We start from the raw sequence: 26,559 nt of genomic DNA, 5'->3' as shown, positions 1-26,559 counted from the left end.
AGGCGCGCAGAAAAAACAGCAGGTTGGGTGAATCAGGTGAAGAGGCTGATCGCTCCGGTCAGCAGGGCCAGCGCGGTAATGACCAGTGAGGTCAGCACGGCCCACTTGACGGTGGCTTTCTGGAAGTCGCCGATGTCGCGGTCGACCATACCGACCAACAACAGGGTCGACGCCACCAGCGGGCTCATCAGGTGCACCGGTTGGCCGAGGATCGAGGCCCGGGCGATTTCCACCGGATCGATGCCATAGGCCGCCGCCGCGTTGGCCAGGATCGGCACCACACCGAAGTAATAGGCGTCGTTGGACAGCACAAAGGTCAACGGCATGCTGGTAATCGCCACCACCAGCGGGAACAGGTGACCCCAGGACGGTGGGATCCAGTCGACCAGGGTTTGTGCCAGGGAATCGACCATCTTGGTGCCGGAGAAGATGCCGGCGAAGATGCCTGCCGCAAACACCAGCAGCACCACGGTCATGGCATTGCCCGAATGGGCCAGGATGCGTTCTTTCTGAATATCCAGCTGCGGGTAGTTGATCATCAGCGTCAGCACGAAGCCGATCAGGAACAGGATCGCCGAATGCATGATCCCCATCACCAACGCCACCATCACCGCGATGACCAGCAGCAGGTTGACGTAGGCCAATTTCGGGCGCTTGTAAGGAGTGTCCTCGAGGATCGCCTTGATGTAGCAGTTACCGCCGCCGCTCTCCAACTGGATATTGCCGATGCGTTTGCGCTCGGCGCGCCCCAGCAGGAATGCGGTGAAGACCACCCACATCGCTCCGCCGATCATGGTGGGCAGCAAGGGCACGAAGTATTCGCCGGCATCCAGACCCAGCGCTGCAATCGCGCGGGTGGCAGGCCCACCCCAGGGCGTCATGCCGCTCATGATGCTCAGCGACAGCATGGCAATGGTCGCCAGGATCATCGGGTTCATCCCGATGCGCTTGTAGAGCGGCAGCATGGCCGCGCAGGTGATCATGTAGGTGGTGGTGCCATCGCCGTCCAGGGCCACCATCAACGACAGCAGCGCAGTGCCGACGGCAATTTTCATCGGGTCGCCGTTGACCCGCTTGAGGATCTTGCGGATCAGCGGATCGAACAGTCCGGCGTCGATCATCAGGCCGAAGAACAGAATCGCGAACAGCAGCAGCGCCGCCGACGGAGCGACCATTTTCAGGCCGTCGAGCATCATCTTGCCGGTGGTGCCGCCAAACCCACCCAGGACAGCGAAAACGATGGGCACCACGGTCAGGGCGACAATCGGTGACAGCCGTTTGGTCATGATCAAAACGGTGAAGACGACCACCATGGCCAAGCCAAGCAATGCGAGCATAGGTTTGATCTCTTGTTCTTATGAGTAGCGTGGCCGACGCCAAGGCGCACGGCCCCTAACCCGCCAGGCGGCACGATGAACGGCGCCTGGCGGAAGTTTTATGAGGCAGGGTGAAGGGCTAGCGGAAACGGCTAGACGGGTTTGGTGACCTTCGGCTGTTCCCAGGTGTGAGCCTGGACCTGGCCGACCGAGGCTCCCGGCTTACCGTCCAGCGTGCGAAGCAACCGGTCGCGATCGCAGGCGTTTTCGCTGATGGAGATGACCACCGTGGCGACCGCGTTGCTGGCCAGGCTGGTCAAAGCCCGGGCTTCCGACATGAAGCGATCGATGCCGATCAGCAAGGCCAGGCCCGCCAAGGGAATGTCGTGGATCACCGTCAGGGTCGACGCCAGGGCGACGAAACCGGAACCGGTCACGCCGGCCGCGCCCTTGGAGGACAACAGCATGATCGCGAGCATCGTCACGGTCTGCCCGAGCGTGAGGTCGATGTTGCAGGCCTGGGCAATGAACACCGCCGCCAGGGACAGGTAAATCGCCGTGCCGTCGAGGTTGAACGAGTACCCGGTTGGCAGCACCAGGCCCACCACGCCTTTCTTGCACCCCAGCGCCTGCAGTTTTTCCAGCATCCGCGGCATGACCGGTTCGGTGGAAGATGTCCCGAGCACCACCAGGAATTCTTCGCGCAAGTAGCGCAGCAGTTTCCAGAGAGTGAACCCGTGGGCGCGGCAGATGCCCCCCAGCACCACGATGACGAAGAACGCACAGGCGATGTACAGCGTCATGATCAGCTTGGCCAGGGAACCCAGCGAGGTGATGCCGTATTGGCCAACGGTGAACGCCAGCGCGCCGAAGGCACCTATCGGGGCGAAGCGCATCAGGTAGGAAAAAATCTTGAACACCATGTGCGAGGCGGATTCCAGCACGTCCAGTACCGGCTTGCCGCGCTCGCCGATGGCCGACAAGGCAAAACCCGAGAGCACCGCGATGAACAGCACCGGCAGCACTTCACCCTTGTTGAAGGCGCCGAGGAACGTGTCGGGAATGATGTGCATGAAAAACTCGACGACGCCCAGCTTCGCAGCGGAATCGGTGTACTGCGACAGACCCTTGGTGCTCAGTTGGGTCGGGTCGATGTTCATGCCCACGCCGGGCTTGAACAGGTACACCGCCACCAGGCCGATGATCAGGCTGATCACGGTCAGACCCAGGAACAGCAGCATGGTCTTGCTCAACAAGCGACCCAGGGAGCGTTTATCGCTCATGCCGGCGATGCCGGTGACGATCGTGCAGAACACCACGGGCGCGATCATCATCTTGATCAACTTGATGAAGGCATCCCCCAGCGGCTTCAGGGCGATCGCCTGCTGCGACCAGAAATGTCCGACCAGCACACCCAACAGCACGGCGAGCAGAATCTGGAAGTAGAGCGATTTTACAACTTTCATGGCATCACCCATTTTTAGAATTGTGCTGATGCAGGAAACGGCAACGATCGGGGAAGCTATCCGACGAGTCGTTGAGGCGCCGTGGCGTAGACATAACCGGAAAACAGCCTGCGTGACGTCCGCACCACCGAGGCACGAATCGTCTCACCCCGGGCGCCGGTGTAGGACAATACAACGTCGATACCGCCACTGGGGTGTTCAATGCGCACGTGCTTCAAGCGCGGCTCGCGGGCCTCGCCGAGCAACTGCGCAACCACGCTGCCCTCGGTGACGCAAGCGGTGGCCAGGCCAATGGAGCCCGTGATCGCCAGCGCCCGATGGCAGTTGTGTGGCATGAAGTAGCGCACCTGGACGGTGCCGCCCGCCTTGGCCGGCGAGACCAGCACCGGCTTGGGGATGACCTTGTCACTGACATCACCCAGACCCATCGCCAGACCCGCTTGCAGGCGCAGGGACTCCAGGCGGCGCAGGAACTCCTTGTCGGCATCCAGTTCTGCCGGGCTTTCGTCGCCGCGCTTACCCAATTGGCCCGCTTCGACAATCATCATCGGCATGGCCATGTCGATGCAGGTCACGGGGATACCGTCGATCACGTCCTGTTTGTTTCCGGTCGGGAACAACTTACCGGTCTTGCTGCCCGCCGCATCGAGGAACGTCAGCTGCACCGGCGCAGCCGTGCCAGGGACGCCGTCGATGGCGGTGTCGCCTTCGTAGCTGACTTTCCCGCCGGGGGTCAGCACTTCGGCGTTCACGAACGTGCCGGTGTTGAGGTTGCGAATGCGCACTTGGGTACGCTCCTGAGACGCCTTCACCAACCCCTGCTCCACAGCAAACGGGCCGACGGCGCACAGCATGTTGCCGCAATTGGGCGCCGTGTCGACCCGCCGCTGGGAGACCATCACCTGGACGAACAGGTAATCGACATCGGCGTCAGGGTGAAGCGAGGGGCTGACGATGGCGACCTTGCTGGTTTGCGGGCTGCCACCGCCGATACCGTCGATCTCCAGCTCGTGGCCGGAGCCCATCAGATTGAGCAGCAGCTCGTCACGTTCTTCGATCGCCACGGGCAGATCCCAGGCAAGGAACACCGGGCCCTTGGAGGTACCACCGCGCATCAGCACACAGGGAATTCGTTGCATAACACAGACTCTTGTTGATCAATCGGAGCAATTGATGTCTTGATTGCAAGAGTCGCAGCCTTTAAAAATTGTTTCCAATGCAAATATCAGCGCCATTATTTCATTTCATGCATGACTACTGGCGATTCTCCCACGCGCGAACAAGTTCTTTTCAGCGGGACAAAACGATGCAATATGAACTCAACGACATTCGTTCTTTCGTAAAAATCGCCGAACTGGGAAGCTTTCATGAAGCCGCCGATGCGTTGCACCTGTCCCAGCCGGCGTTAAGCCGCCGGATGAAAAAACTCGAGGAAGGATTGGGCACCGCCCTGCTCGACCGCACCACAAGACGGGTCAGCCTCACCAGCGTGGGCCGGGACTTTTTGCCCAAGGCCCGGCGCTTGCTGGATGATTTCGACGACTCGATCCTCAACATCCGCGAACTCGCCGAGCGGCAGAGTGGCCGGGTTACCCTCGCCTGCATCCCGACCGCGGCCTTCTACTTCCTGCCCTCGGTCATCCGTCTCTACAACGAACGCTATCCGCAGATCCGCATCCGCCTGCTGGATCTCAGCGCCAACGAAGGGCTGGAGGCGGTCCTGCGGGGCGAAGCCGATTTCGGCATCAACATGATGAGCGGCCAGCACCCCGACATAGAGTTCGTGCCATTGGTCAACGAGCCCTTTGTCCTGGCGTGCCGCCGCGATCATGAATTGGCCAAGCGCAGCGCGGTGACCTGGTCGGAACTGAGTCATTACCGCCTTATCGGTGTCGGTCGCCTCAGCGGCAACCGGATGCTGCTGGACCACGCGCTATCGGGCTTGAGCTGGCGCCCGCAGTGGTTCTATGAGGTCCAGCACCTGTCGACATCGCTGGGCCTGGTGGAGGCCGGGCTCGGCGTCTCGGCCATGCCGAGCCTGGCGATGCCGGCCGAGGATCACCCCACGCTGGTCAGTGTCCCGCTGATCGAACCGGTGGTGAACCGGTCGCTGGGGCTGGTGTATCGACGGGGAGCATCGCTGTCACCGGCGGCGGAAAAATTCGTCTCGATCCTGCTCGAACAATGGGAACGATGATCCTGCCTCTGTGGGTTATGGGGTGGTGCTCAGGCGCATCGATCCGTTGTCCTCCAGGAGAACGCCCAGCCCGCGATAGTCGCGGATCTGCCCGTGGACAGTGTCCATCGGGTGCGTATGGGTCGCCGTCACCACCATCACGTTCGCTCCCGCCGCCTCGCCCGCGCGAATGCCGGCCTCGGCGTCCTCGAACACCAGGCACTCCCCTGGCTTCACCTGGAGCCGTTCTGCGGCCAGTCGGTAGCAGGTGGGGTCGGGCTTGCCATCGCTTACGTCTTCGGCGGTGACCATCACCGCCGGACGCGGTATCCCGGCCGCTTCCATGCGGCGCAAGGCCAACGCCATGGGCGCCGAAGTGACGATTGCCCATTGCGCCGGCGGCAGGCTTTGCAGGAACGCCAGCGCACCGGGCACGGGCACCACGCCCTCGACGTCCTCGATTTCCTCCCGGGTGATCTGCTCGGCCTCGGCCGCCGCGTCCACGCCCGGCAGGTGCTGGCGGGCGATGGTGTCGACGGCGCGCACCCCATGGATCGTCGGCAGGAACGTGGCCACGTCCACACCGTGACGTTGGGCCCAGCGGGTCCAGATCCGCTCGGCGGCGGCAATAGAATTGAGCAGCGTGCCATCCATGTCGAAAAGGAATGCGCGGTAGGCCGTGGATGAGTGCTGTACAGACATGGGAATCCTTGGGTTATCAAACTGCAAAAAAAAGCGCCGCCCTTGTGGGGGCCTTGGGTTGCCTGGGCTATACCAGCCGCTCGATTCGCTGATGCTGCCAGACCCGCTTGTAGTACACCGTTTGCAGCAACAGCATGCTCAGGTAAGCCACCGGAAATGCCATCCATACGCCTTGCAGGCCGAAGTGTGCGTCCAGCAGGTAAGCCACCGGCACCTCCACCCCGACGATGCAGAAGATCGAGATCGCCACGGGCACCAGCACCGTGCCGCTGGCGCGCATGATGCCGCCGACCACCGCCTGGAAGCCGAACACCAGCAAACTCCAAAGCATGATGTGCAACAGGTGTTCGGCCTGGACCCGCGCCGCCGGATCGGTGATGAACAACCCCAGCAGCCAATGGGACAACAGATACCCCAGCACCACCAGCCCGCCGGTGAGCCAGACGTTGACCAGCAGCCCGGTGCGCAGGATCGGCCCAAGCCGCTCCAGCCGACCGGCGCCGATGGCCTGGGCGCCCAGGATCGTCGCGGTGATGGCGATCGACAGCGCCGGGAACTGCACGTAATTGACGATCTGCGTCACCGCGCCATACGCCGCCGTGGCCTGGGAACCGTGGCGATTGACCAGCGCCAGGATCACCAGCTCCGACACCGAGATCACCACCATCTGCAACCCGGTGGGCAAACCGATGCCCAACACTTTGCCGAGGATCTCGCGGTCCAGGCGCATTGCCGCGAACAACGCGCGATCCGGCGCCAAAGGGTGCTCACGGCGGTTCAGGCGCCAGGCCAGCATAACCATGGCCGAGGCCGTGCCCACCAGGCCCGCCAGGGCCGCACTCTGGATGCCCATCTGCGGCAACCCCAGCCAGCCCCGGATCAATGCCGGGGTCAGCAGCAGCCCGACGCCGGTGGACACCAGCAACGCCAACAGCGGCGACAGCGTATCGCTCACGCCACGCAGCAATTGGGTGAACAGCACGAACACCAGCAGCATCGGCAACAGCCACATCATCACTCGGGCATACGAAACGGCCTCGTCCAGCACATCCGCCGGGGTCCCCAACCCCTGCAACGCCTGGCGCGCGAAAACACTGCCGAGCACCGCCGCCGCCAAGCCGATGATCGCCCCCAGCAGCAACGTCGAACCGGCCACCGCCTTGACCGTTCCGGTTTCGCCGGCGCCATAGGCCTGCCCGATCAGCACCCCTGCCCCCGCACCCAGGCCAATCACCAGCGCAATGAAGAAAAACACGATAGGGAACATCCCCGACACCGCCGCCAGGGACTGGGTGCCCAGCATCTGGCCAATGTAGATGCTGTTGAACGTGCCGGACATCGATTGCAGGAAGTTGGACAGGACCATGGGGGCCAGGAACAGCAGGTAGGTTTTCCAGAGGGGCGGGGTTGGCAGCATGGGAACTCATGAGGGCAGGTTCAAAATCCAATGCCAGGTAATTTAGCGCAATCGGCACTTGTGGCGAGGGGATTTATCCCCGTTGGGTTGCGAAGCGACCCTGACAAGCTGAAATCAATACATCTCTCGTACCGAGTCGTCAGGTGTGGGGCCGCTTCGCAGCCCATCGGGGATAAATCCCCTCGCCACAGGGGATCGCGTGCACAAATGGCTTCGTCGGTCCGACTCGACAATTGGGAGACAGCGTCTAGTCTGAGATAGCACAGTGCCACGCGCTGCGTAGGTCATTGCCTACAGCGGTCGGAATCGGACGACTGGTCTTCAAGTCTGACCAGGGGTCGCAGATAACCAGTTATTCGCCAATAACCTGTAGCAACACTGTTCAAGGACCGAACCATGACGTCGTATTCACACGGTCATTCCTTTACCTCTATCCAACCACGCCTGCTCTGGAACCCCGTGCTCGTGGCCGCCGTCGCAAGCATCGGCGTGCTGCTGCTCAATGGCCTGAGCGGGCAGAACATTGCGTTGAGCGCGGTGATCCTGGCCTTGGGTATTGCCGCGGGCGTGTGGGGCGCGCGGACGCAGCGCCGGCAGTTCGACCGTGCATTCGCCGCGGCCACTGCCCAGCATGAACGGCACGCCAGCGAGCAGCGCTCCCACCACTCCAACACGCAACTCAACGAAGTGGTCCTGGGCGCCATGCCGATCTGGGCCAAGCAAGTGGAGAGCTCCCGGCAGCAGACCGAAACCGCGATCGTCTCGCTGACCAGCCGCTTCACCGGTATCTCCTCCCGCCTGGAAGACACCGTGCAAGCCTCGCAGCAAGCCGCCGGCGAACTGGCCGGCAGTGGCAGCGGCGGTGCCGTGCAGGTGCTCGCCCAAAGTGAAAGCGAGCTGGTCCAACTCATCGACATCTTGAGAACGGCCCAGACCAGCCGCGATGAAACCCTGGCCCAGGTGCGCAACCTGACCGCCTACACTGGCGAGCTGCGGACCATGGCCGCCGACGTCGCGGCGATTGCCGCCCAGACCAACCTGCTGGCCCTCAACGCCGCCATCGAAGCCGCCCGTGCCGGTGAAGCCGGGCGTGGTTTTGCGGTGGTGGCCGACGCCGTGCGCAGCCTGTCGAGCAAGTCCAGCGAGACCGGCCAGCAGATGTCGGCCAAGGTCGACATCATCAACACCGCCATTACCCAACTGGTCCAGGCCGCCTCCAGCGGCGCAGACCAGGACAGCCATTCGGTCAGTGCCTCCGAGCAAAGCATCCAGCGCGTGCTGGAGCGCTTCAAGAGCGTGACCGGACGTCTGGCCGATTCGGCCGAGCTGCTGCAACAGGAAAGCTTCGGGATCCGCGACGAACTCACCGAAGTGCTGGTCAGCCTGCAATTCCAGGATCGGGTCAGCCAGATCCTCAGCCACGTGCGCGACAACATCGAAGACCTGCATGTGCACCTGCAGCAGGCCAGCCAGTCGCCCGACCAAGCCGTCGCCATCGATGCCCGCCAATGGCTGGCGCGCATGGAAACCACTTATGCCACCGACGAGCAACGCCGCAACCACCACGGCGACTCGAGCGTGCAGCAAGCTTCACAGGAAATAACCTTCTTCTAGGAGAGCCGTTCATGGCTAAAAGTGTATTGGTTGTCGACGACTCGGCGAGCGTTCGGCAAGTCGTCGGCATCGCGTTGAAAAGTGCCGGCTACGACGTGATCGAGGCCAGCGATGGCAAGGACGCGCTGGGCAAGCTGACCGGTCAGAAAGTCCACCTGATCATCAGCGACGTGAACATGCCGAACATGGACGGCATCACCTTCGTCAAGGAGGTCAAGAAGCTGGCCAGCTACAAGTTCACGCCGATCATCATGCTGACCACCGAGTCCCAGGAATCGAAGAAGCAGGAAGGCCAGGCGGCCGGGGCCAAGGCCTGGGTGGTCAAGCCGTTCCAACCGGCGCAGATGCTGGCGGCGGTGTCCAAACTGATTCTGCCCTGAGGGCCGGAGGCTGCAATGCCGTTGTTGTACGAAACCGTCGATGACACCGCGCAGGTGCAGATTGACGGTGAGCTGACGATCTACACCGCCGCCGACCTGTCCGCACAGTGGCTGCCCCACCTGGGGGCCACGCCGCGCATGGAGGTGGATCTGTCACAGGTCACTGAAATGGACGGCGCCGGTCTGCAACTGCTGCTGATGGTGCTGCGCGAGGCGCCGAAGGCCGGCACCCACCTGACCGTTACCGGTCGCAGCAAAGCCGTCACCGAAACACTCGAGCTGTGCAACCTGCCGGCCTAGGCCCCTGCATTGCGGCCCGACACGACAAAGGATATGAGCGTGAGCATCAATCTCGATCAGGCACAACAGACCTTCATCGTCGAGGCACGGGAACAGTTGCAGGCGATGGAGGAGTCGTTGCTGCAACTGGAAACCAACCCGGGCGACGATGACGCCATCGGCGCGATCTTTCGCGCAGCCCACACCATCAAGGGCTCGGCCGGGCTGTTTGGCCTGGAACCGATCGTCAGCTTCACCCACATCGTCGAAGACGTGCTCGATCGCCTGCGCAATGGCAGCGTCGAGGTGGACACCGGCCTGATCGCCGTGTTGCTCAAGTCCAGCGATCACATGCTGGAGCTGATCAACGTGGTGGCCAACCAGGGCGGGACACTGACGCCCCCAGCGTTGAAACGCGAGATGGAGCTGTGCCAGGTGCTGCAGGAATACCAGGCGCCTCCCTCCACCGACACACCCACGGCAGCCAGCAGCAGCGCCGCGCACGCCTCCGGCGAACTGCGCCTCTGGCACATTTCCCTGCGCTTCGGCCAGGAGGTATTTCGCAATGGCATGGACCCGCTGTCGTTCCTGCGTTATCTGCAAACCCTCGGTGAAGTCGTCGAGATCAGCACCCTGACGGACGCCCTGCCTGCCATCGAAGCCTGGGACGCCGAATCCTGCTACCTGGGCTTCGACATCGAATTCAGCTCGGCGGCCAGCCATCAGGCGATCAACGAAGTCTTCGATTTTGTCCGCGAAGATTGCGTCATCGAAATCATCGCCCTTGAAGATGCCGCGCCTGCGGCGAATACCGGCCTGGTCACGACCCAGCCGGAACAGCCCGAGGAAAACACCGCGCTGGTCACCACCGGCGAGCTGTTGCCGGACCAGCGCAAGACCCCGCGGACGGCCTCCCGGGTCGCCCTCGACAAACAACCGACGACAACCGACAACAAGGCCAAGGACGGCGCCTATGTGCGGGTCAACGCCGACAAGCTGGACGAGTTGATCAACCTGGTGGGCGAACTGGTCATCGCCAGCGCCGGCGCAAGCCTGCTGGCGCGCACCTGCCATAACGCACCGTTGCAGGAATCCACCTCCAGCGTGTCCGCCCTGGTGGAGGAGATCCTCGACGGTGCCCTGCGCCTGCGCATGATCCCCATTGGCGAGACCTTCAACCGCTTCCGCCGGGTGGTGCGCGACGTCAGCCAGGAACTGGGCAAGGACATCGACCTGATCATCAACGGCGCCGAAACCGAGCTGGACAAGACCGTGGTGGAAAAGATCGGCGACCCGCTCATGCACCTGTTGCGCAACGCCATGGACCACGGCATCGAAACCGCCGAGGCGCGGTTGGCGGCCGGCAAGCCGGCCAAGGGGCACTTGCACCTCAACGCCTACCACGACTCGGGCAACATCGTGCTGGAAATCGCCGACGACGGTGCAGGCCTGAACCGCGACCGAATCCTGGAAAAAGCCCAGGAACGCGGGCTGGTGTCCCCCGGCGCCAACCCCACCGACCAGGAGATCTACAACCTGATCTTCGAACCGGGCTTCTCCACCGCCCAGGCCGTTACCAGCCTGTCGGGACGGGGCGTGGGCATGGATGTGGTCAAGCGCAACATCACCCTGCTGCGCGGCACCGTCGACCTGGACAGCCAGCCAGGCCAAGGCACCGTGGTGCGCATCCGCCTGCCGCTGACCCTGGCAATCATCAACGGCTTTCTGGTGGGCATCGACCAGTCCACCTACGTCATCCCGCTGGACATGGTCCAGGAGTGCGTCGAACTGAGCGAGGACGACGGGATCGCCAGCCGCGAGCAGGGTTACCTGGACCTGCGCGGTGAAGTCCTGCCGCTGGTCTACCTGCGCGACCACTTCAACCACGAAGGCCCGGCTTCGCGCCGGCAGAACGTGGTGGTGGTGCGCTACGCCGAACTCAAGGCCGGGCTGGTGGTGGATGACCTGCTGGGTGAATTCCAGACCGTCATCAAGCCCTTGGGCAAGCTGTTCGGCGCCCTGCGCGGCATCAGCGGCTCGACCATCCTGGGCAGCGGCGCCGTGGCGTTGATTCTCGACATTCCCGCGCTGCTGACCCAGATCGCCCAGATAGAAAACCGCTACACCACTCAATTTCAACAAGCCACTGCTCGCTGACGCTTTAGCAATTCCATGGAGAGGTACTTCCCGATGAAATGGTTCTACGATCTTAGAATCGCCACCAAACTGATCACGTCATTTCTGATGGTGCTGGCCCTGACCGCTGCCATGGGTGTGTTCTCGATCATCCAGCTGGGCGAGGTGAACGGCACCACCCAGGAGATCCGCGACAACTGGATGCCGTCGATGCGCGCCGCTTCGGGCATGCGGTTCTTCGCGGCGAACTATCGCCTCAAGGAAAACCGTCACATCACCGCCGATTCCGAGCAGGAACGCAACACCGTCGAACAGGAAGCCGAAGAATCCAAAAAGGCCTTCGAGACCCGTCTGGCGACATACGAAAAACTGCTCTCCAACGCCGAAGACCGCCAGCTGTTCGAGACCACCCGCTCTGACTGGGTGGCTTACCTGGCGGTCAGCAAGGACCTGATGGCACTGTCCCGGCAGAACCTGTCGGACCAAGCCCATGCCCTGCTGCGGGGCGAGTCCAAGCGTCGCTTCGATTTGGTGACCGCCGACCTGCAGAAACTGGTGGACCTCAATGACACCGGTGCCGGGGCGGCCAGCGAACGCGGCACCGCGCTGTTCGAGAAATCGCGCCTGTCGATCATTGCCGTGCTGGCGGCTGCCCTGCTGACCGGCCTGGGCCTGGCGCTGTTCATCTCGCGGATCATTTCCCGCCCCCTGAAGCAAGCCGCATCGGTGGCCGAACAACTGGCCGAAGGCAACCTGAACGCGAAAATCGAAGCCGGCTCCAAGGACGAAACCGGCATGGTGCTCAACGCCATGCAGAACATGGTGGGCAAGCTCTCCCATATCATCGGTGAAGTGCGCAACGCCGCGGACAACCTGGCCAGCGCCTCCGAAGAGGTCAGTGCCACGGCCCAATCCATGAGCCAGGCCACCAGCGAACAAGCGGCCAGCGTCGAGGAAACCAGCGCGTCCATCGAACAGATGAGCGCCAGCATCAACCAGAACACCGAGAACGCCAAGGTCACCGATGGCATGGCCAGCAAGGCCGCCAAGGAAGCCACCGAAGGCGGCGACTCGGTGCAGCAGACCGTGGTGGCGATGAAGAAAATCGCCCAGCGCATCAGCATCATCGACGACATTGCCTACCAGACCAACCTGCTGGCCCTCAACGCCGCCATCGAAGCCGCTCGCGCCGGCGAACACGGCAAGGGCTTTGCCGTCGTCGCCGCCGAGGTGCGCAAACTGGCCGAACGCAGCCAGGTGGCGGCCCAGGAAATCGGCGAGCTGTCCTCCAGCAGCGTCGACATGGCCGAGACTGCCGGGCACTTGCTCAACGAGATGGTCCCGTCCATCAACAAGACCTCGGACCTGGTGCAGGAAATCAGCGCGGCCTCCGAGGAACAAGCCGCTGGCGTGGCGCAGATCAACACCGCCATGACCCAACTCAACCAGGTGACCCAACAGAACGCGTCCAGCAGCGAAGAGCTGGCCGCCACCGCCGAGGAGATGAGTAGCCAGGCCGAACAACTGCAGCAGGCCATGAGCTTCTTCACCCTGGACACGCCGCCCAAGTCGGCCAGCCAGCCGCTGAAAGTCGACAACACCCCGGGCCCGTCCAGCCGCAAACCGGCGCGCGCCGCCGTGCCCGCCCTGCCCAAGGCCTTTGCCTACAGCATGGCGAGCGCTCCGGACGAATCCGAATTCACCCGGTTCTGACGGTCGGTTTTCACAAGCTCGCTTAAAGGAGATACAGGCATGGGCGCCATCGCTACGACACGTCAGACCGCCGCCGCGGTCGAGGAAGAAGCGCAGTACCTGACATTCATGCTCGGCACGGAGATGTTCGCCATCGGCATCCTGTGCATCAAGGAAATCATCGAGTACGGCAACCTCACGGTCGTGCCGATGATGCCGGCTTTCGTGCGCGGGGTGATCAACCTGCGCGGCGCGGTCGTGCCGGTGGTGGACCTGTCGGCGCGGTTCAGCCGGCAGAACTCGACGATCACCCGGCGCTCGTGCGTGGTGATCATCGAGGCCAACACCGAGGACGGCCACGCCCAGGACATCGGCCTGCTGGTGGACACGGTGTCGGCCGTCCTGGAAATCCCGTCGTCGCAGATCGAACCGCCACCCAGCTTCGGGGCGAAGATCCGCGCCGACTTCATCAGCGGCATGGCCAAGGTCGATGGCAAGTTCGTCATCGTGCTGGAGGTAGGGCGCGTGCTGTCCATCGACGAAATGTCGCAACTCGCCGAAGCCAGCCCGAGCGCGCTGGAAGTCGAGGCCCCGTGAACGTCGACAGTTGCAAGGAACGCACCGTGAATTCAGTGGCCCTCAGCGATCGGGAGTTCAGCCAGTTCCAGTCCTGGTTGTACCAGGCCGCCGGCATCAACCTGTCCGAGGCCAAGAAAGCCCTGGTCGCCGGGCGCCTGTTCAAGCGCCTCAAGCATTATGAGCTGGACAGCTACGGTGACTATTTCAAGCTGATCATGAACGGCCAGCGCACCGATGAATTGCAGGTGGCGCTGGACCTGCTCACCACCAACGAAACCTACTTCTTCCGCGAGCCCAAGCATTTCGACTTCCTGCGCCAGCAGGTGCTGCCCAACGCCACGCCGGGCAAGACGTTCCGCCTGTGGAGCGCCGCCAGTTCGTCGGGAGAAGAACCCTACAGCCTGGCGATGACCCTGGCCGAAGGGCTGGGGACCACGCCTTGGGAAGTCATCGGTTCGGACATCAGCAGCCAAGTACTGGCCAAGGCCCGTTCCGGGCATTACCCGATGGAACGGGCACGCACCCTGCCCCATCCACTGCTGGTGAAATATTGCCTCAAGGGCACCGGCAGCCAGCAAGGCACGTTCCTCATCGACAGGACGTTGCGCAGCCGGGTCCACTTTATCCAGGTCAACCTCAACGACACGTTGCCCGACCTGGGAGAGTTCGACGTGATCTTCCTGCGCAACGTCATGATCTATTTCGATCAAGCCACCAAGAGCAAGGTCGTCGCCCGCCTGATTCCCCGACTCAAGCCCGGCGGCTACTTCATCATCAGCCATTCGGAAAGCCTCAACGGCGTGTCCGATGCGTTGAAACTGGTGGCCCCCTCGATCTATCGCAAGCCATGAGCGCCTTGATGAGGGAAGTGCAGGAGGTGTACCTGGCGCCGGGGGAATTCCGCTTCGCCACCTGCCCGACCCGGCTGCGCACGATCCTCGGTTCCTGCGTGGCAATCACCCTGTGGCACCCCGTACGCAAAATCGGCGCCATGTGCCATTTCATGTTGCCCAGCCGCTCACGCTGCTCCACGGCCCTCAACGGCCTGTACGCCGACGAGGCCATCGAGCTGTTCATTCGCCAGGCGCGGGCCCACCGGACCGACCCCGAAGACTACCAACTGAAGCTGTTCGGCGGCGGCGAGATGTTCCCCGAACTGCAACGCCACATTCCCTACGGTGATGTGGCACGGCTGAACATCAACGCCGCCCTGGAAATGACCGCCCTCTACCGCCTCGACCTGATTGCCCAGGACATGGGCAGCACCGGCTACCGAAGCATCATCTTCGACCTGTGCAATGGCGATGTGTGGGTCAGGCACCAACCGATAAGGACTCGGCATTAACCATGTCAAAAAAGATCAATGTACTGCTGGTGGATGACTCGGCCGTGGTCCGCCAGGTGTTGCTGGCGATCCTCAGCGACACCCCGGATATCCACGTCATGGGCGCCGCGTCCGACCCGATTTTTGCCATGGACAAACTGGCCCGTGAGTGGCCCGATGTGATCGTACTGGACGTGGAAATGCCACGCATGGACGGCATCACCTTCCTCAAGAAAATCATGAGCGAACGCCCCACGCCCGTGGTGATCTGCTCGTCCCTGACCCCCAGGGGCGCGGAAACCACCTTGCAGGCGATGGCCGCCGGGGCAGTGGAAATCATCACCAAGCCCACCACCGGCCTGAAGAATTTCCTGCTGGAATCGGCACCGGAACTGGTGGCGGCGATCCGCGCCGCCGCCCAGGTCAATGTACGCAACCTGGGCAAGCGCGCCGCCCCGGTCGCACTAACGCCCGCCACCAAACTCACGGCCGACGCCATGCTGCCCGCCGCCAATGGCCACGCCATGGCGCAGACCACCGAGCGCATCGTCGCCCTCGGCACCTCCACCGGCGGCACCCAGGCCCTGGAAGCGGTGCTCACCGCCCTGCCTCGCGTGTGCCCGGGCATCGTGATCGTCCAGCACATGCCGGAAAAGTTCACCGCTTCGTTCGCCGCCCGGCTCAACAGCCTGTGCCAGATCGAAGTGCGCGAGGCGCGCAACAACGACCGCATCCACCCGGGCCTGGCGTTGATCGCTCCGGGCGGCAAACACATGATGGTGACCCGCAGCGGCGCGTTCTATCACGTGCAGGTGGTGGACGGCCCGCTGGTCAACCGTCACCGGCCGTCGGTGGACGTGTTGTTTCGCTCCGTGGCCAAGTTCGCCGGACGCAACGCCACCGGCGTGATCATGACCGGCATGGGCGACGACGGCGCCCGCGGCCTGAAGGAAATGCTCGACGCCGGCAGCAGCACCGTGGCCCAGGACGAAGCCAGTTGCGTGGTCTTCGGCATGCCCAAGGAAGCCATCAAGCTCAACGCCGCCCAGCGCATCATCGGCTTGCAGGATATCGCCCAGGTGATCCTGCACCGCTAGCCACGGCAGCCCTTACCCTCGCCGGCTCACACCGGCGAAATCGTCGCAAGCACACCGATCAACAAGGTCAGTGCCAAAAAACCACCCAAGAACATCGCCATCTTCGCCATGAGCCCTCCTGAAAGAATTGCAACCAATGAACGTGTGAATTGGGCACCGCGTGCCTGCCCTATTCTGGCGTGGGCCTGCCGTTGCATGACAGGGCCACCTGCCGGCAAAAAAACCGGATCAGAACGCAGGCCTTCGCCACGGCTATACCAAGGTATCGTTTCGCGCCCTTAATCTCAGTGGTCATCGCCCGGGCCCCGCCTTAACCTCAGCGCACGTCAATACCGACACCCTGAACGAGGTGCTCGATGCGCTCTTCATTCCGTGCCCCCGCATTGCCCTCCCTGAACGACAACGAGCACGCATCCTGGTGGGCCGACGTCACCCTGCTCAGCCTCATCGCCTTGCTGGCGGCGTTCATTTTCTATGGCGTCGAACAGATGAACCAGCCTCTCGGCGCCCTGGTTTCATCGCCGTTGTCCCTGGACCTGAGTCACCTGCCGGCCTACACCTTGCGCACCACCCTGCGCATGTTCATCGCCCTCTTCGCCTCGCTGGTCTTTTCCCTGGTCGTCGCCACATTGGCCGCCAAGAGCCGCAAGGCGGCCGTCGTTATCCTGCCGGCGCTGGACATCCTTCAGTCAGTGCCGGTGCTGGGTTTCCTGACCTTTACCGTGGTGTTCTTCATGGGCCTGTTTCCGGGCAAGGAAACAGGCGTGGAATGCGCGGCGATCTTTGCCATCTTCACCAGCCAGGTCTGGAACATGACGTTCAGCGTCTATCAGTCGCTGAGAACCGTGCCCCACGACCTCCAGGAAGTCAGCCGGCAGTTCGCGCTTTCACCCTGGCAACGCTTTGTCAGGCTCGAGTTGCCTTTCGCCACGCCTGGCCTGGTGTGGAACATGATGATGTCCATGTCCGGCGGCTGGTTTTTCGTGGTCGCGTCCGAAGCCATCACCGTCGGCGACACCACCGTCAGCTTGCCGGGTATCGGCTCATGGCTGGCCTTGGCGATCGCGCAGAAAAACACCGTGGCGATCGCCTGGGCGGTATTCGCCATGGCCGTGGTGATCATCCTCTATGACCTGCTGTTCTTCCGCCCCATCGTCGCCTGGGCGGACCGCTTTCGCTTCGAACAGACCGCCTCGCAAAAACGCCCACGCTCCAGGGTCTACGACCTGCTGCGCGCGACCCGACTGGTGCCATGGGTGTTGCTCGTGCTGGAAGACCTCATGGCCGCGTTGCCGCTGGACAGGCTTGCACGGTTTGCCCGCCGCCTCCGCTTCCACCCCGGCGCCCGCTTCAACCGCCTGGTCGACCTGGCCTGGAAGAGCCTGGTGGCGGTCGCTTGCCTGGTCGGCGCGGTGCAACTGTCGCGCTTCATTGGCAGCACCCTGGGCCTGGGCGACGTGATCGAGGTCTTCGGCCTGGGCCTGGCGACCCTGTTGCGCGTCGCCGTACTCATCGTGCTTGCCAGCGTGGTCTGGGTGCCCATCGGCGTCTGGATCGGCCTGAACCCGCGCTGGGCCGAGCGCTTGCAACCCATCGCACAGTTGCTGGCGGCGTTCCCGGCCAACGTGCTGTTCCCGTTCGCGGTGGTCGCCATTGTTGCCCTGAAGCTCAACCCCAATGTCTGGCTGTCGCCGCTGATGGTCCTGGGCACGCAGTGGTACATCCTGTTCAACGTGATCGCCGGCGCCAGCGCCTTGCCGACCGACCTGCGGGAAGCGGCGCGCAGCTTCCAGGTGCGCGGTTGGCAGTGGTGGCGCCAGGTCGCGCTGCCGGGGGTATTCCCCTACTACGTCACCGGCGCCTTGACGGCGGCAGGCGGATCCTGGAACGCCAGCATCGTCGCCGAAGCTGTGTCCTGGGGTCATGAGCACCTGTATGCCTCGGGCCTGGGGTCGTTCATCGCCCTGGCCACCTCGGCGGGGGATTTGCAGCGCGTGGCCCTGGGGGTGTCGGTCATGGCGATGTTCGTGGTGGGCTTCAACCGGCTGCTGTGGCGTCCCTTGTACGGCTACGCCGAACGCCGGCTTCGAATTGATTGAGGAGAGAGCGATGCATGTGATCGACAAACGTTGCCTCGTCGATGTGCGGCAACTGGGGCACGTATACGGTACGGCAGGCAGTGCCGAGCGACTGGTGCTGGACGACGTCTGCCTGCGCCTGGACGAAGGGGAGATCGTCGGCCTGCTGGGGCGCTCGGGGTCCGGGAAGTCGACCTTGCTGCGCGCCATCGCCGGGTTGATTGCCCCCACCGCGGGCGTGGTCGACTTCCCGGCGGATGCACAAGGGGATGCGAGTTCGGTGCGCATGGTGTTCCAAAGCTTTGCCCTGTTCCCCTGGCTGACGGTGTTGCAAAACGTCGAGATCGGCCTCGAAGCCTTGCACGTGGCGGCCCCTGAGCGACGGCGCCGGGCCCTGGCCGCCATCGACCTGATTGGCCTCGACGGGTTCGAAAGCGCTTTCCCGAAGGAGCTGTCAGGCGGCATGCGCCAGCGCGTCGGCCTGGCGCGTGCATTGGTGGTGGCGCCGGATGTGCTGTTGATGGACGAGCCGTTTTCCGCCCTGGACGTGCTGACGGCCGAGACCCTGCGCACCGACCTCCTGGACCTGTGGCGAGAAAAGCGCATGCCGATCAAATCGATACTGATGGTCACCCACAACATCGAAGAAGCGGTGCTGATGTGTGATCGGATCCTGATCTTTTCCTCCAACCCGGGGCGGGTGATGACGCACATCAACGTGGACCTCAGCCAACCACGCAACCGCAGCGACCCGGCCTTCCAGGCGCTGGTCGAGCACATCTACGTGCAAATGGCCGGCGGCGGCGCGACAGGTTCCGCGCGCCGGGACGTGTTTGCGGGCAGCGGCGTGGGCATGGTCCTGCCGTCGATTTCCACCAACGCGTTGGCCGGGTTGATGGAGGCGGTCCAGGATCACCCTTACGACGGCCAGGCGGATTTGCGTGAACTGGCCAAGGCGTTGCGCTACAACGCCAGCGATCTTTTCCCGGTGGCCGAGGTGCTGCAACTGATGCGCTTCGCCAACATGCACGACGGCCACATCACCCTGCTGCCGGCCGGGCACCGCTATGCAGACTCGACCGTCGATGAGCGCAAGCAATTGTTCGCCCAGCACCTGCTCCGGTATGTGCCGCTGGCGGGGCACGTGCGCCGGGTGCTGGATGACCGGCCCACCCGTACCGCACCGGCCCGGCGCTTCCGTGACCAGTTGGAGGACTTCATGTCCGAGCACGACGCCGTCCATACCCTGGACTGTGTCACCCAATGGGGACGCTACGCCGAGCTGTTCGCCTACGATGAAGTGGCCGACCAGTTCAGCCTGGACAACCCCTCCTGAAGCGTTTTGGGCGGTATACACTGCGTCACTGAAGCCTTGGCAGCCGACACAACCGTGGGATGAACCGTTAATGAGAAGAACCCAGCTGACGCTTCGCTTGCTGCTGTTGCTGGGCCTGGCGCTCGGCATCGCCGCGATAGACACCGTCACCGACCTGGAAATCGCGGTGGGCGTGTTCCAGATCGTGGTGGTGCTGATCGCCGTGAGGCTCCTGCCGGCGCGAGCGGTGGCAGGCGTGTCGGTCGCCTGCATGGTGCTGACGATCTTAAGCTACCGGTACACCCGCTTCGGTGACTCGGAAGCCGGCCTGATCAACGTGCTGATCAGCCTCGCGGCCATCGCCGGCACGACCTACCTGGCGCTGCGCCTGTCGGCCGCCATCGGCACCGTGCATCGGACCCGAGCGCACCTGGCGCACATTGCCCGCGTGAACATGCTCGGCGAACTGGCGGCCTCCATCGCCCACGAAGTGAACCAGCCACTGGCCGCCGTCGCCAACAGCAGCAGCGCGTGCCTGCGCTGGATGGCCAATGACCCGCCCAACCTGCCCAAGGCCCGACAAGCCGTGGAACGCATCCTCGCCGACACCCATCGGGCCAGTGACATCATTGCCCGGTTGCGCGGCATGGCCCGTCACCAGGCGCCGACCAAGCAGTGGTTGAACGTGGCCGACACGGTGAACGCCGCGCTGCGGCTGTTGGCCGGCGAGTTGAATGAGCAGAACATCCATTTGCGCGTGCAGATCCAGGAAGGACTGCCGCCGATGCTGGTGGACGAGGTGCAGATCCAGCAAGTGCTCCTGAACCTGGCAATGAACGCCATCGACGCCCTGCGCCAGGTCGATGACGACGATCGCCGGACCCTCGATGTCCGTGCCGGGCTGGAAGCGGGTCAACTGCATTTTTCCGTGTCCGACCAGGGCAAGGGCCTCGTCGGCAACGACCACGAACGGGTGTTCGACGCTTTCTACAGCACCAAGCCGGACGGCATGGGGATGGGCCTGGCCATCAGTCGCTCCATCATCGAGGCCCATGACGGACGGATCTGGGTCGCCAGCAACCCGCAATCGGGCGCGACCTTTCATTTCACCTTGCCTGCCGTGACACGGGAGCCCGATGAGCAGAACTGACGTCCACGACACCGCCGAACCGATGATCTACATCGTCGACGACGACAGTTCGGTGCGTGCCTCGCTGCAAGATCTGCTGGCCTCGGTGGGCCTGGCAAGCATGGCCTTTGGTTCGGCCCGCGAGTTCATGCAAGCCCGGTTGCCGGACGCACCGGCCTGCCTGGTCCTCGACGTGCGCATGCCGGGCGTGAGCGGGCTGGATTTCCAGCAGGACATGGCCCGTTTGAACATCCTGGTCCCGGTGATATTCATCACCGCCCACGGCGACATCCCGATGTCGGTCAAAGCCATGAAGGCTGGCGCGCTGGAGTTCCTGACCAAGCCCTTTCGCGAGCAGGACCTGCTCGACGCGATCAGCCAGGGGCTGGACCGTGATCAGCAACGACGCCAGACGGCGGCGACCCTGGACGAACTCAGGCGCCGCCATGGCACCCTGAATGACGGGGAACGCGAGGTCATGGCGTTGGTGGTATCAGGTTTGTTGAACAAGCAGGTGGCCGCCCGGCTGGGCGTGAGCGAGGTGACCGTGAAAGTGCGGCGTGGCGCCCTGATGCGCAAGATGAATGCGGATTCGTTGGCAACCCTGGTCAAAATGTCGGAAAAACTCAAGGACGTGGATCGCTAGCCGCACCTGTCGCGGCTATCATGCCTTTCGCCCTGCTCACGGGCGTTGCAGACCACCTCAAGGACCCAGGTATGACCCTTCCACCGTCACGCGCCACCCTCCTCGTTTCCAGTCTCCTGTTCAGCTCGCTGTGCCTGGCCGAAGGCGAGTCGACGGACAGCGTCATCAAGGACTCCACCAAGTCCGCCGTCTCGACGTTCATCACGGCGGGAAAGAACCTGTTGGGCGGTGTCAGCGAAGGCGTGCTCGATGGTCGAGAATCGGTCCAGGGCACTGACGGCGCGGCGATCGTTTCCTCTGGCGAGCAGATGAAGGACCGTATCCAGGTGGAGGTGCTGAAACTGGAATCCAGCGAAGACATCTACACCATTACCCTTGGTTTCAAGAACAGCACCGACACCCAGCTGCGCCTGATCAATCTCGGCCAGACCGGTGTGCTGCTGGCCATCGACCAGGCCGGTTACGCCAACAAACTCACTGGCCTGGACAACCCGGACGAAGTCACCATCCCGCCGAAAACCGCCGTGCGGCAGAAGTTCGTGTTCGAAGGCATGAACGAAGCGATGACCGCCGTGCGGTTGTGGGGCAAGGATTATCCACTCAAGAAATGAGCAAGGACGCACCGTCCCCCCATCGAACAGGGCCGGTGCTCACTTGACCAAGCGAGTATCCAGGCCGAACCGCTCCTGCGAGACCAGCCTGAACTGATCCGCCGCCAGGTCGCAGCTCACCAGCAGGTTCCAGGAATGCTGGGTCACCGCCGAAGGAATCAGCACGAAGGGGTGCTGCGCCAGCAACGCGTCAGCGAACTGCTGCTGATTGGGCGAGGGGCGAGCCGGAGCCAGCCAGTTCGGGTTGGGCACGTCTTCGGCCTGGACCACTTTGATGAGCGCCGGATCCAGCACCTCGAAGCAGGTCAGCAGATGGGGCACCGTGTCCAGGGCATCGAACCCCAGGTGCGCCGCCACCTCCAGAATGGCCGTGGCCGGGTCAGCCGAAGCGTAGATGACCCGTCGCCCGGGCGGGTTCCACCGGCCACCGCTTCGTTGCGCACCAATGCCGCTGTCCCACGTCTGCCTGTAGACCTCGCGATCAAGGCGCCAAGCGTGCCATCGCCCCTCCCAGGGCAAAGGATTCACTGGTAAACCCCGTGTTCGATTCGGGTCAGGTAATCCTCCACCACCTGGAAGCCCAGCGCGTTGTCGATCAGTTCCAGTGGCACGTGGCCGTCCAGGTACTTGCAGGGCTTTCTCAACCAGTCCTCCGCCAACGACTGGCTGCCAAAGACATTGATGGCCTGTTCCAGGACCTGGGCGTACTGGAAAGCCACCGTGCTCTGCTGCGGGTTCAGGCGAATGGGCTGGGTCTCCTTCGCCAGGCGCTGGACGGTCCTGACGGACTTGCCGGTAATGCGCTGAACCAGATCATGCTCCAGGTACAACGTGGACGTGGACAGCATCTCCTTGACGTCGCTCAGGTAAAAACCTTCCTGCGCGTAGCGGATGATCAACAAGCGCTCATCCCCCTTGCGGCCCTGTAGCAACACTTCGGTAGGCTTCCTGCTGGCCTTCTTCGCCCTCGTCATGGTTTTGACGACTGAAGCGTCTGCTTGCTTGGCTACGGACATGGCATTGACCTTTCTGCGACATTTGTCGCCATGTTAACGCCAAATGTCGCAAGCGCGGTAACTCCGTTCGTCGGTCTTGGCGAATACGGTTTCAGGCATCGAACTGTCCTCACGATAGAGACTGGGCATCGGATGCCCGAGGGGGGCGCCGTGGCAGAGTCAGATCGTAAGGGGAGCACTTCCGAGGGCCAACCCTAAAAAGCTGTCGGAGACTTCTTCGTTATCGGCTCGAAATTCAACGCAAGCACACTCACCAACACGATGACGGTTCCTGTCATGACCATTATCGAGGGACGCTCGGCCAGCACCAGGGCGGCCATCGACATCGCGGTGGGCGGTATCAGGTAAAGCGCCATTGTTGCTCGACTCACGTTGCTGTGCGCCAGCACATAGGCCCAGGCGAGATAAGCCAACGCGCTGGGGAAAACGCCGAGGGTCAGCACCGCCAGGTTCACCGATGCCGAGGCCTGGCGTGCCGCGCCCGCCAGGCCCGGTGCAAACACGAACAACAGGAGGGTGCCTGACCACAGGGTGTAGCACACCATGGTCAATCCGTCGTAACGATGGGCGTGGCGTTTTTGCAAAGAGAAATACAGGCTCCAGGACAGCGCCGCCAACAGGATCAACAGCCCATGGGCGTCCACCGCTCCCCAGCCATGATCCCCCGCGACCACCACGGCGGCGCCCAATAGCCCGCACAACACACAGCCCCAGCGCCAACCACAGACGCGTTCCTTGAAGACCCATTGCGCCAGCAACGTGCTGAACAGCGGCGTGGATTGAGCCAGCACGCTGGCCGCACCGGCACTGACACCCCGCTGTCCGTAATTGAGCGCAATGTGGTGCAGACTCACGGCCAAAAAACCCAACACCGCCAGCAGCGGAAAATCCCTGAGCCGCGGCCGGGCAATCCCCTTCACCGTCGCCACGAGGGCCATGAACAGCGAAGCGATAAGGAACCGCATCAACGCCAGTTGACCGGGCGCGTAGGCCTGCAAGCCAATGTGGATACCAATCGGTGAATAGGCCCAGCAGACAATCACGAACAGCGTCGCCAGTAGAACCTTCACGTCCGGTTTGCGCAGGCTCTTGGCGCCTTCGAACGACATGCCACGGGTTTGCATCCTGAGTTCCTGCACAAGGCCGTTTGCCTGGGAGTATCGAAACCTCTCCCACCTCAGCACAAGTGACTTAAACTCAATCCATCATTCACTTTGGGTGAGCCATGGAACTGTCCCAACTGCGCATGCTCAAGACGGTCTGCGACACCGGCAGCATTGCCCGTGCGGCCGAAGTGCTGCACTGCGTACCGTCCAACATCACTGCGCGCCTCAAGTCCTTGGAGCGGGAACTGGGCACCGCGTTGTTTTTTCGTGAAGGTCGCGGCCTGCGGATCAGCCCGGCGGGCGAAGTGTTCCTGGACTATGCGAAAAAAATCCTGAGCTTGACGGAACAGGCGCGTCACGCGGTTGGCCCTGACAGTACGCCGAGCGGGCCGCTGCGCATTGGCGCCATTGAGTCCAGCGCCAGCGGGCGCCTGCCGCAACTGCTGGCGAAATACCACGCCCGATACCCGCAAGTGTCCCTGGAACTGAGCACGGGAAACTGGTCCCAACTGCTGGATGATAGTCAGCGCCACCGCCTCGACGGCGTGATCGTCGCCGTCGACATCGAGCGGCCTGGGCTCAAACGGGTGGTGACGTATCGCGAAGACCTGGTGCTGATCGCGTCCGAATCCCACGGACCGTTGCGCAGCGCCGCAGACCTTCGAGGCAAGGCGATCTTCATGTGGCCTTCGGGCTGCCCTTATCGCCTGGCGCTGGAGCAATGGCTACTGCGTCACGGTCAAGTGCAACCCATCGTCAGCATCGCCAGCTATGGCGCCATCGTCGGGTGTGTCAGTGCGGGTGCCGGTGTCTCGCTGGTGCCGCGCGGGATCTATGAACAATACCGCCAGGGCGCCGGCTGCAGCGGGTATGAGTTCGCCGAACTGACGGGCATCGACAACCTGTTCTACTGGCCTGAAAACGCCGGCCCGCACCCTGCCAGGGAAGCATTCCTGGCCATGCTGCAAACGGAATTCGAGCCATGAGCCGAGCGGCCGGACAGCCTTCCCGCCGCGTTGGGCAGAAGTCGTGCTACAGCGGGCCCAAGGCAACCCCGGAAGGTTCGAATCGCTCGCTCGTGTCCATCTGGATGCTGCGCAGCGCGGCGGTCTCCAGGTGCGAGGCATAGAGCTGCTCTGAAAAGTACCCGATCAGGATGGAGCGACGACGCGCACCGTTCACATTCAGGCTAGCGGCGTGAACCAGTTCGGCGTCAAAAACCAGAATGTCACCGGCGCAACCCGACAGTTGGACGGAGCGGGACTCGTCAGTGAAATCGAAGGAGGGGGCTTGCGGGTCGGGGCGATGGCTGCCGGGCACGAGGCGTGTCGCACCGTTCTCGGGGCCATAGTCGTCGAAGAACGCCAGGGCGACGGCCGTATCGCCGGGGCGCTGGGCCGACAGGTCGCGGTGCAACTGCTGGTGGCCGCCGCCCGCCAGGGGCTCGCGCCCTTCCACTTGCGCCAGGAAGAACCGTTCGCCGATCACTTCGCCCACCGCTGCCAGCAACGGCGGCAAGCGGCACACCGCCTGAATCTGCGCATCACCCTCAAGCAGCGAATGTCGCCAGTCCCAGCCCCGCGGTGTCGGCCATTGATCCGAGGGCCGGACACCCGCATCGAACACGACGCGCAGGCCTGCCAGCCATTCGGCCGGGATCGCCCGGCGCAGCAGGACATAGCCATCCAGGTGGAGCCGTTCGCGGTCTGTCATGGTGACGCCCATTTCCTTATGTTCAGGGGGCCTTCTCCAGGCTAGCCCGACACGAGACTTTTCGCCTCGTGACATCCAGGTTCAGCCGGCCATGGACTCGCGGCTGAAACCAGGCCCTGAATCGTCCCCGGGAAGCCAAGATGGTGCTGCGCCATGCCGATTCTGCCTCTCTCTGGAAAGGTTCGTCCCGCGGGCGTGTGGATGCAGAGCGCTTACCGTATCTGATACAGCACAGCAGCCCCTGGCTTGGGTTCGAAAGCCGGCACCGTGCGCTGCTGGAGGGGCGTCCCCGTTGCGTCCCAAACCAAGGTGTCCGAGGGGTACTCGTCCTTGCGGGTCATGGCGTCGATCTGCTTGGCGATCACTTGCGAGCTTGCAGGCACTTCGGGGTTCCATTCGAATACGCCGACCCTGCCGTAGAACACCGCCGGCGCATCGGCATCGAGACGCCGATCGGGACACATGACCAAGCCGCGATCGAGCATCACCCGCAACGCGCCGACAGGCACCGCCTTCACCGTGGGCGTGGTGCGCTCAGTGCTGTGGCCAGGGCAGACATTGGCCGAGCGAGTCACCATGTCCTCGACCACTTGATTATCGGATTGGGCCTGCGCCGAAAAGGCAACGGCAGACAGGGCAAGCACTACAAGGTTTGACTTCCAGGGCACTCGAAACCTCCTATGGAAAAAAGACTCCAGCGTTGCGGGCCGCCACCCTGCCAAGAACAGTTCGTTGTCAGGGGGCACACTTGAAGACTACCACGACGT

General features: G+C 63.1%; 27 protein-coding genes. 16 read left to right on the top strand and 11 right to left on the bottom strand.

Annotation, left to right across the window (positions count from 1 at the left end):
* Positions 1 to 32 precede the first annotated feature (32 nt).
* The 3 genes from V5F23_RS10885 to V5F23_RS10875 form a co-directional block, all read right to left on the bottom strand.
* Positions 33 to 1,337, bottom strand: a complete 1,305-nt coding sequence (locus V5F23_RS10885; protein ID WP_047735584.1) for a citrate:proton symporter — start codon at positions 1,335 to 1,337, stop codon at positions 33 to 35.
* A 131-nt stretch (positions 1,338 to 1,468) separates the two neighbouring features.
* Positions 1,469 to 2,794, bottom strand: coding sequence for a C4-dicarboxylate transporter DctA (gene dctA, locus V5F23_RS10880; protein WP_212803659.1), 1,326 nt, complete (start codon positions 2,792 to 2,794; stop codon positions 1,469 to 1,471).
* A 44-nt stretch (positions 2,795 to 2,838) separates the two neighbouring features.
* The gene (locus V5F23_RS10875; RefSeq protein ID WP_123578827.1) at positions 2,839 to 3,921 is read right to left on the bottom strand and encodes a 4-oxalomesaconate tautomerase; all 1,083 of its coding nucleotides are present in this window, start codon (positions 3,919 to 3,921) and stop codon (positions 2,839 to 2,841) included.
* Positions 3,922 to 4,088: 167 nt separating this feature from the next.
* On the opposite strand from V5F23_RS10875, the gene V5F23_RS10870 reads away from it, so the two are divergent.
* Positions 4,089 to 4,979 carry a LysR family transcriptional regulator gene (locus tag V5F23_RS10870; RefSeq protein ID WP_042732875.1) on the top strand — a complete coding sequence of 297 codons (891 nt, stop codon included), beginning with the start codon at positions 4,089 to 4,091 and terminating at the stop codon, positions 4,977 to 4,979.
* 15 nt (positions 4,980 to 4,994) lie between these two features.
* Here the strand turns inward: V5F23_RS10870 and V5F23_RS10865 are convergent, their stop codons facing one another.
* A complete protein-coding gene (locus tag V5F23_RS10865; RefSeq protein ID WP_042732876.1) occupies positions 4,995 to 5,660 on the bottom strand; it encodes an HAD family hydrolase in 666 nt (221 codons plus the stop codon).
* Positions 5,661 to 5,727: 67 nt separating this feature from the next.
* Positions 5,728 to 7,077 (bottom strand): MATE family efflux transporter, encoded by a 1,350-nt coding sequence (locus V5F23_RS10860; RefSeq protein ID WP_338498360.1) that lies wholly within the window; start codon positions 7,075 to 7,077, stop codon positions 5,728 to 5,730.
* Positions 7,078 to 7,473: 396 nt separating this feature from the next.
* Here V5F23_RS10860 and V5F23_RS10855 point away from each other — a divergent pair, with 396 nt between their 5' ends.
* The 9 genes from V5F23_RS10855 to V5F23_RS10815 are packed head-to-tail and all read left to right on the top strand — an operon-like array spanning position 7,474 to position 16,178.
* Positions 7,474 to 8,691 (top strand): methyl-accepting chemotaxis protein, encoded by a 1,218-nt coding sequence (locus V5F23_RS10855; RefSeq protein ID WP_042730628.1) that lies wholly within the window; start codon positions 7,474 to 7,476, stop codon positions 8,689 to 8,691.
* Positions 8,692 to 8,702: 11 nt separating this feature from the next.
* On the top strand, positions 8,703 to 9,071 hold the full coding sequence (locus tag V5F23_RS10850) for a response regulator (RefSeq protein ID WP_042730627.1): 369 nt from the start codon (positions 8,703 to 8,705) through the stop codon (positions 9,069 to 9,071).
* Between the two features lie 15 nt (positions 9,072 to 9,086).
* Positions 9,087 to 9,371, top strand: a complete 285-nt coding sequence (locus tag V5F23_RS10845) for an STAS domain-containing protein (RefSeq protein ID WP_047735595.1) — start codon at positions 9,087 to 9,089, stop codon at positions 9,369 to 9,371.
* A gap of 39 nt (positions 9,372 to 9,410) precedes the next feature.
* Complete coding sequence (locus tag V5F23_RS10840) at positions 9,411 to 11,507, top strand: chemotaxis protein CheA (RefSeq protein ID WP_338498358.1); 2,097 nt, start codon at positions 9,411 to 9,413, stop codon at positions 11,505 to 11,507.
* A 33-nt stretch (positions 11,508 to 11,540) separates the two neighbouring features.
* Positions 11,541 to 13,199: a methyl-accepting chemotaxis protein gene (locus tag V5F23_RS10835; protein ID WP_042730625.1), complete on the top strand. Its 1,659-nt coding sequence runs from the start codon at positions 11,541 to 11,543 to the stop codon at positions 13,197 to 13,199.
* A gap of 39 nt (positions 13,200 to 13,238) precedes the next feature.
* On the top strand, positions 13,239 to 13,775 hold the full coding sequence (locus tag V5F23_RS10830) for a chemotaxis protein CheW (protein WP_042730624.1): 537 nt from the start codon (positions 13,239 to 13,241) through the stop codon (positions 13,773 to 13,775).
* Entirely contained in the window at positions 13,772 to 14,608 is an 837-nt protein-coding gene (locus V5F23_RS10825) for a protein-glutamate O-methyltransferase CheR (protein ID WP_042730623.1), read from the top strand. The genes V5F23_RS10830 and V5F23_RS10825 overlap by 4 nt, the downstream gene beginning before the upstream one ends.
* The gene (cheD, locus tag V5F23_RS10820; RefSeq protein ID WP_080922096.1) at positions 14,605 to 15,102 is read left to right on the top strand and encodes a chemoreceptor glutamine deamidase CheD; all 498 of its coding nucleotides are present in this window, start codon (positions 14,605 to 14,607) and stop codon (positions 15,100 to 15,102) included. The genes V5F23_RS10825 and cheD overlap by 4 nt, the downstream gene beginning before the upstream one ends.
* A gap of 2 nt (positions 15,103 to 15,104) precedes the next feature.
* On the top strand, positions 15,105 to 16,178 hold the full coding sequence (locus tag V5F23_RS10815) for a chemotaxis response regulator protein-glutamate methylesterase (protein WP_042730621.1): 1,074 nt from the start codon (positions 15,105 to 15,107) through the stop codon (positions 16,176 to 16,178).
* Between the two features lie 26 nt (positions 16,179 to 16,204).
* On the opposite strand, the gene V5F23_RS10810 is transcribed toward V5F23_RS10815, so the two are convergent.
* Positions 16,205 to 16,375, bottom strand: coding sequence for a hypothetical protein (locus V5F23_RS10810; RefSeq protein ID WP_160310715.1), 171 nt, complete (start codon positions 16,373 to 16,375; stop codon positions 16,205 to 16,207).
* A gap of 159 nt (positions 16,376 to 16,534) precedes the next feature.
* On the opposite strand from V5F23_RS10810, the gene V5F23_RS10805 reads away from it, so the two are divergent.
* The 5 genes from V5F23_RS10805 (at position 16,535) to V5F23_RS10785 (ending at position 21,957) form a co-directional block, all read left to right on the top strand.
* Positions 16,535 to 18,277, top strand: coding sequence for an ABC transporter permease subunit (locus V5F23_RS10805; RefSeq protein WP_042730620.1), 1,743 nt, complete (start codon positions 16,535 to 16,537; stop codon positions 18,275 to 18,277).
* A gap of 10 nt (positions 18,278 to 18,287) precedes the next feature.
* On the top strand, positions 18,288 to 19,592 hold the full coding sequence (locus V5F23_RS10800) for a nitrate/sulfonate/bicarbonate ABC transporter ATP-binding protein (RefSeq protein WP_042730619.1): 1,305 nt from the start codon (positions 18,288 to 18,290) through the stop codon (positions 19,590 to 19,592).
* Between the two features lie 70 nt (positions 19,593 to 19,662).
* Positions 19,663 to 20,721 carry a HAMP domain-containing sensor histidine kinase gene (locus V5F23_RS10795; RefSeq protein ID WP_042730618.1) on the top strand — a complete coding sequence of 353 codons (1,059 nt, stop codon included), beginning with the start codon at positions 19,663 to 19,665 and terminating at the stop codon, positions 20,719 to 20,721.
* The gene (locus tag V5F23_RS10790; RefSeq protein ID WP_042730617.1) at positions 20,708 to 21,346 is read left to right on the top strand and encodes a response regulator; all 639 of its coding nucleotides are present in this window, start codon (positions 20,708 to 20,710) and stop codon (positions 21,344 to 21,346) included. The genes V5F23_RS10795 and V5F23_RS10790 overlap by 14 nt, the downstream gene beginning before the upstream one ends.
* A gap of 71 nt (positions 21,347 to 21,417) precedes the next feature.
* A complete protein-coding gene (locus V5F23_RS10785) occupies positions 21,418 to 21,957 on the top strand; it encodes a hypothetical protein (RefSeq protein WP_123578822.1) in 540 nt (179 codons plus the stop codon).
* 39 nt (positions 21,958 to 21,996) lie between these two features.
* Here the strand turns inward: V5F23_RS10785 and V5F23_RS10780 are convergent, their stop codons facing one another.
* The 3 genes from V5F23_RS10780 to V5F23_RS10770 form a co-directional block, all read right to left on the bottom strand.
* Positions 21,997 to 22,485, bottom strand: coding sequence for an RES family NAD+ phosphorylase (locus V5F23_RS10780; RefSeq protein WP_047735610.1), 489 nt, complete (start codon positions 22,483 to 22,485; stop codon positions 21,997 to 21,999).
* On the bottom strand, positions 22,482 to 22,931 hold the full coding sequence (locus tag V5F23_RS10775) for an antitoxin Xre/MbcA/ParS toxin-binding domain-containing protein (RefSeq protein WP_042728500.1): 450 nt from the start codon (positions 22,929 to 22,931) through the stop codon (positions 22,482 to 22,484). Before V5F23_RS10775 ends, V5F23_RS10780 begins: the two co-directional genes overlap by 4 nt.
* Before the next feature lie 236 nt (positions 22,932 to 23,167).
* Positions 23,168 to 24,097: a DMT family transporter gene (locus V5F23_RS10770; RefSeq protein WP_042728495.1), complete on the bottom strand. Its 930-nt coding sequence runs from the start codon at positions 24,095 to 24,097 to the stop codon at positions 23,168 to 23,170.
* A 101-nt stretch (positions 24,098 to 24,198) separates the two neighbouring features.
* Here V5F23_RS10770 and V5F23_RS10765 point away from each other — a divergent pair, with 101 nt between their 5' ends.
* Positions 24,199 to 25,065, top strand: a complete 867-nt coding sequence (locus tag V5F23_RS10765; RefSeq protein WP_338498354.1) for a LysR substrate-binding domain-containing protein — start codon at positions 24,199 to 24,201, stop codon at positions 25,063 to 25,065.
* Positions 25,066 to 25,111: 46 nt separating this feature from the next.
* Here V5F23_RS10765 and V5F23_RS10760 read toward each other — a convergent pair whose 3' ends face one another.
* On the bottom strand, positions 25,112 to 25,792 hold the full coding sequence (locus tag V5F23_RS10760) for a phytanoyl-CoA dioxygenase family protein (RefSeq protein WP_042728499.1): 681 nt from the start codon (positions 25,790 to 25,792) through the stop codon (positions 25,112 to 25,114).
* 212 nt (positions 25,793 to 26,004) lie between these two features.
* Entirely contained in the window at positions 26,005 to 26,460 is a 456-nt protein-coding gene (locus V5F23_RS10755) for a hypothetical protein (RefSeq protein ID WP_042728493.1), read from the bottom strand.
* Positions 26,461 to 26,559 lie beyond the last annotated feature (99 nt).

Origin of the sequence: Pseudomonas sp. WP18 (genome assembly GCF_036689585.1) — a bacterium.
GTDB classification, from domain to species: domain Bacteria; phylum Pseudomonadota; class Gammaproteobacteria; order Pseudomonadales; family Pseudomonadaceae; genus Aquipseudomonas; species Aquipseudomonas chlororaphis_E.
Note: the sequence above shows the minus strand (reverse complement) of the source record. Positions and strands in the feature narration are given on the sequence as shown.